A 10,430-nucleotide genomic window follows, 5' to 3' on the forward strand; every position below is an offset into this window, starting at 1 on the left:
CAGCCTCGTAGGGTGGGCCGGGCGGCGATCCGCTTCAGCCCACCGATGTGAGCAGGTTTGAAATCGCAGCACGAACGGCCGCTTCTGCCTTGTAGTTGTCGCTTCATGCGCATAAAGATCGTGAAGAGGTTCTCAGGCGAAGGCCTGAGCGCTTAGCGGTTGCACCACCGGGCGCCCCTGACGGTCTTTCAAGATATCCACCGCCACGCCATAGGTGCGCTGCAGCAACTCTGCGGTGACGATCTCGCCTGGGTGGCCGCTGGCCGCCAGTTTGCCGTCGACCAGCACCAGCAGGTTGTCGGCGTACTGGCAGGCCAGGTTCAGGTCGTGCAGCACCACCACGGTCACCAGGTTGCGGCTGCGCGTTTCCTGGCGCACGCGGTCGAGCAGGGCGATCTGGTGGCGCAGGTCCAGGGCGCTGACCGGCTCGTCGAGCAGCATCACCTCGGGTTCGCGCATCAGTACCTGGGCGAAGAACGCCATCTGCCGCTGCCCGCCGCTGAGCGAGCCGATGCTGCGCCCGGCCAGGTGGGCGATACCGACCTGGGAGAGCTTTTCCATGGCGCGCTGCAGCAGTGCGTCATCGAGGCGCAGGCCGATCTGGCCGAGATTGCCCAGCACCACCACTTCGAGCACCGACAGCGACACCTCGGTGCTGCAATCCTGGGGCATATAGGTGAAGTCGCGGCGCCAGGCTTCCAGTACGCGTCGCCCTGGCGCCTGGGCGCCGCGGCGGTGTTCGCCATGGGTGATGGCGCCGCCGGCCAGCGGCAGGTCGCCGGCCATGGCGCGCAGCAGGGTGGTCTTGCCGGTGCCGTTGGGGCCCAGCACCACGTGGATGGCGCCCGGCTCCAGGGTGGTACTCAGGCCATGCAGGATGGTGCGCCCGGAGCGGGCGAGGGCGAGGTTGTCGAGCTGGATCATGTGCGGCCTCGCTGGGGGGCGAAGATCAGCCAGAGCAGGAACGGCACGCCGACGATGGCGGTGACGATGCCGATGGGAAACAGCGCGCCCGGCACGATGGATTTGGACAGCACCGACGCCGCCGACAGCATGAAGGCGCCGCAGATGGCCGACAGCGGCAGCAGAAAGCGCTGATCCTCGCCGACCAGCATTCGCGCGATATGCGGCGACACCAGGCCGACGAAACCGATCACACCGACGAAGCTGGTCGCCGTGGCGGTCATCACCGCCACCAGAATCAGGATCTTCAGGCGCAGCACGCGGATGTTCACGCCCAGGCTCACCGCGCGGGTTTCGCCAAGGCTCAGGGCCGCCAGCTTCCAGGCATCGCCCATCAGGATCACGCAGCACAGCAGGGTCACGCCGGCGGTGATGCCGAGGGTCGTCCAGGTCGCCTTGCCGAGGTTGCCGAACAACCAGAAGAGGATCTGCTGCGACAGCTCCGGCGAGGACAGGAACTGCACCAGCGATAGCAGCGACTGGAACAGGAACAGCATGGCGATGCCGCCGAGGATGATGGTGTGGCTGCCGGCGTGGCGCAGGGTGGCCAGGGCAAACAGGAACACCACCGCCAGCATCGAACAGGCGAAGGCGCCCAGCGGCACGCCGATCAGCGGGCCCAGCCCGAAGCTGCCAAAGGCCAGGCTCAGCGCCGCGCCAAAGCCGGCCGCGGCGGCCATGCCCAGGGTGTAGGGGCTGGCCATGGGGTTGTTGAGCAGGGTCTGCATCTGCGCGCCACCAGCGCCGAGGGAAGCGCCGACCGCCAGGGCCATCAGCGCCACGGGCAGGCGCAGGTCATGGACGATGGTGTCGGTCATCGCCGGGCGCTCGCCGATATCCAGCAGCGAGCGCAGCACGTCCCACGGTGAGAGCATCGACGGCCCGGTGGCGATATCCAGCACCAGGCAGGCGCTGCATAGCAGGGTGAACAGCAGGCAGTTGCGCCAGCGCTTGCGCTCGCGCAGGCGGTGTTCGGCGATGGCATTGCGCTCGACCGCAGCTGCCACCACGGTTTCCGGCTTATTCATGGGCGCTGATGGCATAGGTGCCCTCGAGCAGGATCGGCAGGTACTTGCGGTAGTAATTCTCGTAGTTGGCCATCGGGTTCAGGTCGGCAAAGATATCCGGGTACAGCTGCTTAGCAATGAACTGCAGCATGGTGAAGTCGCCCAGGCTGCGCGAGCTGCCCTGGTAAACGCCGTACAAACGACCGTCACGAATCGCCGGCAGTTCCGCCCAGCCCGGGCGCGAGGCGAAGGCCTGCAGCTGCTTGCGCGCCGTGGCCTCGTCCACGCCAGGGCCCATGGACAGGGCGGTGGGGTTGGTGTTGTCTTCTCGGCCGGAAATGATGATCACCTCGGGGCGCGCGACCAGCACCTGCTCCGGGTTGATCTGGCCCCAGTCGCGCACGTAGGGCGCGGCGATATTGTCACCACCGACCGCGATGGCCATCGCGCCCCACATGTTCTTGCCGTAGGTGAAGGAGTACTCGGCCGGGCCCTTGTTGCCGAACTCGATATAGATGCGTGGCTTGGGCTTGTTGGCCTTGGCGATGCGCGAGTCGATATCCTTGACCGCCGCGCTGTACAGGTCCGCTAGCTCACGGGCGCGGGCCTGCTGGCCGGTCACTTCACCGAGCAGCAGGGTGGAATTCACGTGGCGCTCCAGGGTCTGGGCGTTGTAGTCGATCACCAGCACCGGCACGCCGGCCTTCTCCAGCCGCGCGACCTCATCGGGCAGTGCCTGGAATTGCCAGTCGGTAAGCACCAGCAGATCCGGCTCCAGGCTTAGCACCTTCTCGACCGAAAAACTCTGGGTTTCCACCTCGCCGATATCGGCCAGGGTGTCCAGCTTCGGGTAGTGCGCGACATAACGCTTCCAGTTCTCCGGCACCTTGCGCTCCCAGGCCCCGCGGGAAATCCCCACCACCGAGTCGAACGCCTTTTCGCCACCGACGGCTGCGTAATCCTCGAAGTTGAACCCCAGCACCACCCGTTTGGCTGGCAAGGTCACCGTCACACTACGGCCCAGCACATCGACCACCTGCTCGGCGCGACAAAGGCTAGAAAGAAGAAAAGCGATAACCATTACTACTAGCGGGTAAGCGCGTTGCTTGCTCATCGTCTTGTTGTCCGTTTTTACCGTGGGGTGCTGGTTGCCGTTGGGCCAGAGTGGCGCGAAAAGCTCTGCGAAGGCAGGGCTTTGGTGGGGAAGGTGAGTAAGGGATTCGAACCCTTCTTCAGCTTACGCGATGCCCCTGCCGTACTCGTGTGCGCGCGGATTTTACACGCTTTCCGCTGCGGCCGCGCTGCAGCGGTTTCGGCACCAGAATGCTTGTGGTTGGCTAGGCTGCAAAAGGGATATCACGCAGCTACCCTCCGGCAGCCAATTGAAGGGAGATACGCCATTGGCGTACTATCGCGCATAATCTTTATCGAAACTCCGATTTTCACCAAACGCTTGAAAGAGCTGCTGGCTGACGACAGCTACGGCTCATTTCAACGAGCCCTGGCAGAGCGGCCAGATATGGGCGATGTGATCGAAGGCACGCGCGGAATCCGCAAGGTGCGAGTGGCCTCAAGCGGCCATGGCAAAACGTGGTGGGTCCAGGGTCATCTACTATCACTTCACGTCCGCTTCGCAGATTGCGCTGTTGCTGATCTACCCGAAGAACGAGAAGGATGATCTGTCAGCCGATGAGCGCAAAGTGCTCAAGCAAATTATCGATCGGTGGAGGTAATCACCATGAACAAGTTCTTCGACGACCTGCTGGAAAGCGTTCAGCAGATGGACGAGATTCACCGGGGCGAACGCCAGCCATCCAGGGAGTTCACCGTGGATGCCCTGCAGGTGAAAGAGATCCGCAAGGCCACTGGCCTCACTCAAGCCAAGTTCGCGGCCATGATCGATGTGCAGCTCGGCACCCTGCGCAACTGGGAACAAGGCCGCCGCGAACCGACCGGCCCGGCCAAGGCGTTGCTGCGCGCTATCCACAACGACCCCAAGCACGTCATCCAGGCACTGTCCGTCTAGATTTCGACACTTCTTCGACAGTCCCAAACGCCGCCCACAAAAAAGCCCTGTAAAAACAGGGCTTTAATGTTTCTGATCTGGAGCGGGCTAAGGGAATCGAACCCTCGTCATGAGCTTGGGAAGCTCAGGTAATGCCATTATACGAAGCCCGCTTGAGGGCGCCTTTATACCCGAATCCGCCGGCGAAATGAAGTCCGCGTTGCCGTTTGGTGATCAGCCGGGGCAATGCCGGCTGCTCTGCTGCGCCTTATACGGCCATGGCGTGCAGGCCGGGGTGGACGCTGAAGCGTTTGCTGGTGGTGTGGTGTTGCAGAAAGCCGAGCAGGGCGTTCTGGGTCTGCAGCCAGGCGCCCTTGTGTTCCATGTCGATAAAGTGGCCGGCGTTGCTGACCGTGGCGAAGTGGCAGTCGTTGATGTAGCGGGCCATCAGGCGGGCGTCGGCGGCGGCGGTGTATTCGTCGAGTTCGCCGTTGATGAACAGCAGCGGGATGTCGATGCCGCCCAGGCGATCCATATGACAGTGGGCCTGCATGCGCAGCACCTGTTGCACATGGGCGTTCATCTGCCGGTATTCATGGGCAGTCAGGCGGCTGGTGTGCTTGTGGTTGTAGCGTTTGAACAGCGACGGCAGGTGCTTGCCGATGGTGTCGTTGATCAGGTGACCGACCTTGTCGCCGTCCTGCTGGCTCAGGCACATCAGGGCGCGGCCCAGGTAGCCGAGCATCGGTTCGTTGAGAATGGGCGAGAACGAGGCGAACACGGCCTTTTCCAGCGTAGGCGGGCGCTCGGTGAGGGCCAGCATGCTGGCTATGCCGCCCCAGGAAAACGACATCAGGTAATGGGCCCCGTAGTGGTCGATCAGGTCGAGCAGGATCGCCGCTTCGTCTTCCTTGCTGATGCAGTGGTCGTTGCGGTTGTGCGCCCGCGACTGGCCGGCGTAGGGCTGGTCGAAGAGCACCACGTTGAAGCGGGTGCCGAGGTACTTGACCGTCTGCGCGAAGGAGGCGGTGGTCGCCAGCGAGCCGTTGACCAAGATGATGGTCTTCTGCGCCGAAGGGTTGGCGTGAAACTCCGTGTGTACCTTGTACGTCCTGTGCACGTCGATGACAGCGATTGCTGGCTTCATATGGATTCCTCCGGGCGCAAAAGGTGAACGAGGCTGACGGCGAACGTAAACCGGGCCAGTCGCCTAGCTAGGAAAGCGCCTGGACATGACAAGGCAATGTCAGGCTGGAGGATCTTGTGATTGGCTGGTTAGCGGAGGTTTCAGGGCTTTGAGGTAACGGGCTTGGGCATGCGCTCATCTCACCAGTCGGTTTTGCGCGGCACCCAGGCCACTCGGCGGCGGCAGTTCACACGCTGGCGATTTCTGCCGCGCTGAGGGCGCGGTACAGGCCGGGCGCCAGTTGCGGATCGAGAACGATCTCGCCCATACGCTCGCGGTGCAGGGCGACGACGCGGTTACGGAAGTGGCCGAACATGCGCTTGACCTGATGGTAGCGCCCTTCGAACAGGGTCAGCCGGGCGTGGTGGCTGTCCAGCACCTCGAGCTCGGCGGGCAGGGTGGTGAGACCCTCGAAGGCGAAGTACAGGCCGCGGGCGAAGACCTCGGCGTACTCGTCGGTGATCGGTTGCTCGGTGGTGACGTGATAGACCTTGGGTTTGCGCTCTTGCGGCTGGGTGATGCGCCGCGACCAGCGCCCGTCGTTGGTTATCAGGAGCAGGCCGCTGGTGTTGAGGTCCAGGCGCCCGGCCAGGTGCAGCTCGTGCTTGTCCGGCTCATCGAGCAGGTCGAGTACGGTGCGGTGTTCGTCGTGCTCGGTGGCGCTGACCACGCCGACCGGTTTGTGCAACATCCAGTAGCGCGCGCTGCGCCCGGCCTGCAGCAGTTCGTCGTCCAGCTCCACACGCTGGAAGTCGCGGATATCGAAGCGTGGATCAACGATGATCTCACCGTCCACGCGCAGGCGGCCGATGCTGATCAGCAGGCGGCTGTCCTGCCGGCTGAAGCGCGGGAAATTGCTGAGGAAACGATCCAGGCGCATGGTTCAGTCGAGCTCTCGAGAAGCGGTGATGTGCACGGCCCCCGCGCAGCGCGGGCACAGGCAGGCACGGTTCAAGGCCTCGGGCGGTAGTTCTTGCAGCGCTTGCGGCTGGACCTCGACTGCGAAGCACCAGCAGTGCGTCACCTCGTTGTCGCTCGCGGCCTGGGCACAGCGGTTGGGCTGGCCGCAGGCGGGGCACAGGCTGGTGTTCATTGGGCTACCAGGTTGCTGTGAATTTTTGCAAAGAGGGTGTCTGCGCAGGGCGGCAGCCCGCTATTGGTGACCCGGTTAACGATCGAGCCGTGGCCGGCGGCCGAGGTGGCGGGCCAAGCGTCGGCGAGCCGATCCAGCAGGCTGAGCATCCGCAAGCGAACGCTGATGGTTTGGGCAGACGGTGACGGCATGGTGCTGGCTTCTCGAGGGGTGGCCGCAATGCTAGGTGGGCTATGCCCAAGGCGCAAGCCGAGCGGCGCGAAGCCTGGTGTTCGCGTTGCTCGGTCTGGCTTGACGTTGGCCGAGGCGTTCACGCCTGTTCGATAACGGCCACCCGCTGGCCGGCGCGCACCGCGGCGCCCGGTTGCACAAACATCAGAATTGGCTGCGCGGTCTCGGCGCATGGTGTTGAGCGTTGCAGCGGCCACCGCTGAAATCATTTGTAGCCCCTTACCGACGAGTGGAGCGGATTCGCCGTAGCCGAGATTGTCTGATGCGCTGGGGACACCCCGGTATCGGCAGCCGCCGGTGCGTGATTCGCGGTCGAAGGAGGCCGCTCATGATTCGTAAATCCATGCTCGTTGCGTTGTTGGGTTTCTCGCTGACCGGTTGCGCCGTGTATGGCGACAGTCGCTATGGCAATCGCTACTACGAACGCCAGTACCACCCGGGCACCTATGTGGAGCGCACCGAGGTGTATGGCGCACCCCGCGTTTACGTCTATGAGGATCGTCGCTACGGCCGGCGCTACGCACCGCCCGTCTACCATGCACCGCCGCCCAGGTATTACGCGCCGCCACCGCCGCCGCGTCATTACAACCCACCGGGCTATGACCAACGCTATTACGGCCGGCACGACCGCAATCGCCGTGACTACCGCCCGGCACCGCGGCCGGGTTGGGAAGGGCAGCGCCATCACTTCCAGCAACAGCAACGCCAACGCTATTCGCCGCCGCAATGGCAGCAGCGCGAGGCGCCGCGGCGCATTCAGGGCATGCCCATGCGCGAGCGCTAACAGCCGTGCCGATGCGTACCGCGGTGCGCATCGGCACGTTCGTCGCCTGTAGTGGCATCTGGCAATTGTTTTTTGCGTGCCCGCGCCGCACCATGACGGCGTTGCGTGTCTGGAAGCATTGTCGTGCCAATCGGCGGTTCTGGCGTTCTCTCACTTCGTTATCGCTGGCCGTTGCTGGTGGCGTGGCTGCTCGCCCTGTCGCTGGTGGCTGGCGGCCTGCAGGCGCAGTGGGATTTCCAGCGTATCGCCGCCCGTGCCGAGCAACTGTATGGCCCATTGGGCGCCGGCAAACCGCGCATCGATGCCTGGCAACGGCTGCTCGACGAGCAGCGCAACGCCCCCGAAGCCGCCAAGCTCATGGCCGTGAACCGGTTTTTCAACCTGCAACTGCGCTTTCGTGACGACCAGCAAATCTGGGGCGTTGCCGACTACTGGGCGACGCCCGTCGAAGCGCTGATGCGCGGCGCCGCCGATTGCGAAGATTACGCCATCGCCAAGTACTTCAGCCTGCGTGAGCTGGGCGTGCCGAGCGAAAAGCTGCGCATCACCTACGTCAAGGCGGTGCGCCTCAACCAGGCACATATGGTGCTGACCTATTACCCGACCCCCACCTCGGTACCCCTGGTACTGGATAACCTGATCGATGCCATCGAGCCCGCTACCGAGCGGCGTGACCTGGTGCCCGTGTATGCCTTCAATGCCGAAGGGCTGTGGGTGCCCGGGCCGGCTGGCGGCAAGCAGGTGGGAGACAGCAAGCGCCTTTCGCGCTGGCAGGATTTGTTGAAGAAGATGCGCGCCGAAGGGTTCCCTTAAGGCGTAGCGAGGAGTTGTGCATGTCACTGTTCAAGCAGTTGTGTGTCGCCATCTGCGTGCTGATGCTGGTGAGTTTCGCCGGCAGCGTCGTGGTCAACGTGGAGAGCTCGCGCGAGCAGCAGGTCAACCAGCTGCGCTCCCACGCGCAGGACGCGGCGACGGCACTGGGTCTGTCGCTCGGCTCGCACCTGGACGACCCCGCGATGCTGGAACTGATGGTCAGCTCGATTTTCGACAGTGGCTATTTCGAGAGCATCCGGGTGATCGGCCCGGATGAAAAGGTGCTGGTCGAGCGCTCCGGCCCGAGCCTGGGCCGGGGTGCGCCGCAGTGGTTCGCCGATCTGGTCAACCTGGCGCCGGCCCAGGGCGACGCCATCGTCAGTGACGGCTGGAATCAGGCGGCCCGTGTCGAGGTGGTCAGCCACCCGTATTTCGCCATCGCCAAATTGTGGCAGACCGCCTACGCCACCTTCCTGTGGCTGGCGCTGATCAGCCTGCTGTGCATCATCCTAGGCGTGCTGCTGCTCAAGCGCCAACTGCGCCCGCTGGAATACATGGTCGAGCAGTCCAACGCCATCGCCCGCCGCGAGTTTCTCAGCGCGCCGAACCTGCCGCGCACTCCCGAGTTTCGCCGGGTGGTAAACGCCATGAACCAGATGGTGGAGAAGCTCAAGACGCTGTTCGACGAGGAAGCCTCACGTAGCGAGAAGCTGCATGCCGAAGCCTACCAGGACAGCCTGACCGGCCTGGCCAACCGTCGCTATTTCGACCTCGACCTGCAGGCCCGCCTGACCGGAGAGGAGCGGGCCAGCAGCGGTGTGCTGATGCTGTTGCGGGTCAATGACCTGATCGGGCTGAACCAGCGTATCGGCGGGCAGCGTACCGACCAATTGCTCAAGGCGGTGGCCGAGCAGCTGCAGCAGGTCAGCCAGGGACGTTTTCTGCTGGCGCGTAACCGCGGCGGCGAATTCGCCTTGCTGGCCGGCGGCGTCGATCGCCATGAAGCCGAGCAATTGGCCGAGCAGCTGTGCAGTGCATTGCTGTCGTTGCAGCAGACCGGTGCCAGCGATTGCTCGCCGGTCGCCCATATCGGCATCACCACCTTCGCGCCGGGGGCGAGCAGCAGCGAGCTCTACAGCGCGCTGGATGCCGCACTGGCCGAGGCCGTCAGCAATGGCCGCAGCCACTGGGCGTTCGTCGGGCATCGTCAGCAGGTAGCTGCCAACAACGAGCGCAACGATTGGCACCGCCTGCTGGACAGCGCCCTGGAGCAAGGGCGTTTCCTGCAGTACGTGCAGCCGGTGGTCAACGCTGCCGATCCCACTCAGGTGCTGCATAACAAGGTGCTGGCGCGCTTGCTCGACGAGCATGGCGAGACCATCCCGGCCGGCCAGTTCCTGCCGTGGCTGGAGCGCTTCGGCTGGACCGCTCGCCTGGATCTGGTGATGCTCGACGCCTTGCTGGCGCAGCTCGCCAATCATGAAGGGCCGGTGGCACTGAGTTTGTCGGGCATCACTGTGCGTGATCCACTGGCCCTGCAGCAAGTCTACGAGCGCCTGCGCCTGCATCCGGCGGCCAGCGGCCGTCTGATTCTGGAGCTGGACGAAGGCCAGCTGCCGGGCTCCACGGAGCTCGAGGCGATTACCCGCAAGCTGCGCAGCCTCGGTGTCGAGCTTGGCCTGCAGCACTTCGGTGGGCGCTTCAGCATGATCGGTAACCTGGCCAAGCTCGGTCTGGCCTACCTGAAGGTGGATGGCAGCTTTATCCGCGGCATCGATCAGGAAGGCGATAAGCGCCTGTTCATTGAGGCCATGCAGCGCGCGGCCAACAGCATCGACCTGCCGTTGATCGCCGAACGGGTGGAAACCCGTGGTGAGTGGGAAGTGTTGCGCACCATGGGTGTCAGCGGCGTGCAGGGGCGCCTGTTCAGCGAGCCGGCTGCCTGGGCCTGATCAGATCAGGCCGCGCTCTTCGTCGTTGATCAAACGGTTCATGCCGCCGAGTGCATCGCGCGCTCGGCTGCGACCCATCAGCTTGCTCTGGGCTGCGTCCGGTAGATCGGTGATACGCACCACGCCTTTCTTGATCAGCACGTCGATCAAGTCCTCGAGTACGCGGATCATGTCCAGGTCGCTCTGCTTGAGTTGCAGCAGGCTGCTTTCCACGTTCTGGTTGGAAAACCAGGCCCGGGCTTCTTCGCTATCGGCCGGCAGTTCGCCGTTCATTCCTTCGAAGGGTTCGGGCTGCACGCGCAGCAGTTCGCCTTCGGCATTACGTTTTATGTAGAACACGGCCTTCTCCGATAAACCTGTCTGCAACAGACCCTAATGCCCCGCCACGAAAGTGTG

The 10,430-nt window shown here is 63.9% G+C and carries 12 protein-coding genes, 1 tRNA gene and 1 pseudogene; 5 read left to right on the forward strand and 9 right to left on the reverse strand.

Annotated elements, in window-relative coordinates; genetic code table 11:
- Window positions 1-132: 132 nt before the first annotated feature.
- Genes SA190iCDA_RS08665 through SA190iCDA_RS08675 form a run of 3 tightly spaced genes read right to left on the reverse strand, consistent with a single transcriptional unit; the run spans window position 133 to window position 3,084 of the window.
- The gene (locus SA190iCDA_RS08665) at window positions 133-924 is read right to left on the reverse strand and encodes an ABC transporter ATP-binding protein (protein ID WP_070887871.1); all 792 of its coding nucleotides are present in this window, start codon (window positions 922-924) and stop codon (window positions 133-135) included.
- Window positions 921-1,991, reverse strand: coding sequence for a FecCD family ABC transporter permease (locus SA190iCDA_RS08670; protein ID WP_070887870.1), 1,071 nt, complete (start codon window positions 1,989-1,991; stop codon window positions 921-923). Before SA190iCDA_RS08670 ends, SA190iCDA_RS08665 begins: the two co-directional genes overlap by 4 nt.
- The gene (locus SA190iCDA_RS08675) at window positions 1,984-3,084 is read right to left on the reverse strand and encodes an ABC transporter substrate-binding protein (protein WP_070887869.1); all 1,101 of its coding nucleotides are present in this window, start codon (window positions 3,082-3,084) and stop codon (window positions 1,984-1,986) included. The genes SA190iCDA_RS08670 and SA190iCDA_RS08675 overlap by 8 nt, the downstream gene beginning before the upstream one ends.
- A 303-nt stretch (window positions 3,085-3,387) precedes the next feature.
- Between SA190iCDA_RS08675 and SA190iCDA_RS08680 the strand changes: the two are divergent.
- Window positions 3,388-3,703: pseudogene (locus SA190iCDA_RS08680) on the forward strand (type II toxin-antitoxin system RelE/ParE family toxin).
- 5 nt (window positions 3,704-3,708) lie between these two features.
- On the forward strand, window positions 3,709-3,996 hold the full coding sequence (nadS, locus tag SA190iCDA_RS08685) for a NadS family protein (protein WP_070887868.1): 288 nt from the start codon (window positions 3,709-3,711) through the stop codon (window positions 3,994-3,996).
- Between the two features lie 78 nt (window positions 3,997-4,074).
- Here nadS and SA190iCDA_RS08690 read toward each other — a convergent pair.
- The 5 genes from SA190iCDA_RS08690 to SA190iCDA_RS08710 form a co-directional block, all read right to left on the reverse strand.
- Window positions 4,075-4,148: transfer RNA gene (locus SA190iCDA_RS08690), tRNA-Gly, on the reverse strand.
- A gap of 95 nt (window positions 4,149-4,243) precedes the next feature.
- Window positions 4,244-5,122 (reverse strand): alpha/beta fold hydrolase, encoded by an 879-nt coding sequence (locus SA190iCDA_RS08695; RefSeq protein ID WP_070887867.1) that lies wholly within the window; start codon window positions 5,120-5,122, stop codon window positions 4,244-4,246.
- A 226-nt stretch (window positions 5,123-5,348) separates the two neighbouring features.
- A complete protein-coding gene (locus SA190iCDA_RS08700) occupies window positions 5,349-6,041 on the reverse strand; it encodes a pseudouridine synthase (protein WP_070887866.1) in 693 nt (230 codons plus the stop codon).
- A gap of 3 nt (window positions 6,042-6,044) precedes the next feature.
- A complete protein-coding gene (locus tag SA190iCDA_RS08705) occupies window positions 6,045-6,254 on the reverse strand; it encodes a cysteine-rich CWC family protein (RefSeq protein WP_070887865.1) in 210 nt (69 codons plus the stop codon).
- On the reverse strand, window positions 6,251-6,403 hold the full coding sequence (locus tag SA190iCDA_RS08710; protein WP_236101131.1) for a hypothetical protein: 153 nt from the start codon (window positions 6,401-6,403) through the stop codon (window positions 6,251-6,253). The genes SA190iCDA_RS08705 and SA190iCDA_RS08710 overlap by 4 nt, the downstream gene beginning before the upstream one ends.
- Window positions 6,404-6,813: 410 nt before the next feature.
- Here SA190iCDA_RS08710 and SA190iCDA_RS08715 point away from each other — a divergent pair, with 410 nt between their 5' ends.
- The 3 genes from SA190iCDA_RS08715 to lapD all read left to right on the forward strand — a co-directional run bounded on the left by SA190iCDA_RS08715 (window position 6,814) and on the right by lapD (window position 10,034).
- Entirely contained in the window at window positions 6,814-7,269 is a 456-nt protein-coding gene (locus tag SA190iCDA_RS08715) for a hypothetical protein (RefSeq protein WP_070887864.1), read from the forward strand.
- 171 nt (window positions 7,270-7,440) lie between these two features.
- Window positions 7,441-8,082, forward strand: a complete 642-nt coding sequence (gene lapG / locus SA190iCDA_RS08720) for a cysteine protease LapG (protein WP_419203911.1) — start codon at window positions 7,441-7,443, stop codon at window positions 8,080-8,082.
- 20 nt (window positions 8,083-8,102) lie between these two features.
- Entirely contained in the window at window positions 8,103-10,034 is a 1,932-nt protein-coding gene (gene lapD, locus SA190iCDA_RS08725) for a cyclic di-GMP receptor LapD (RefSeq protein ID WP_070887863.1), read from the forward strand.
- Here lapD and SA190iCDA_RS08730 read toward each other — a convergent pair whose 3' ends face one another.
- The gene (locus SA190iCDA_RS08730) at window positions 10,035-10,373 is read right to left on the reverse strand and encodes a tryptophan synthase subunit beta (RefSeq protein ID WP_070887862.1); all 339 of its coding nucleotides are present in this window, start codon (window positions 10,371-10,373) and stop codon (window positions 10,035-10,037) included.
- Window positions 10,374-10,430: the final 57 nt, after the last annotated feature.

This window comes from Pseudomonas argentinensis (genome assembly GCF_001839655.2).
GTDB lineage: Bacteria > Pseudomonadota > Gammaproteobacteria > Pseudomonadales > Pseudomonadaceae > Aquipseudomonas > Aquipseudomonas argentinensis_B.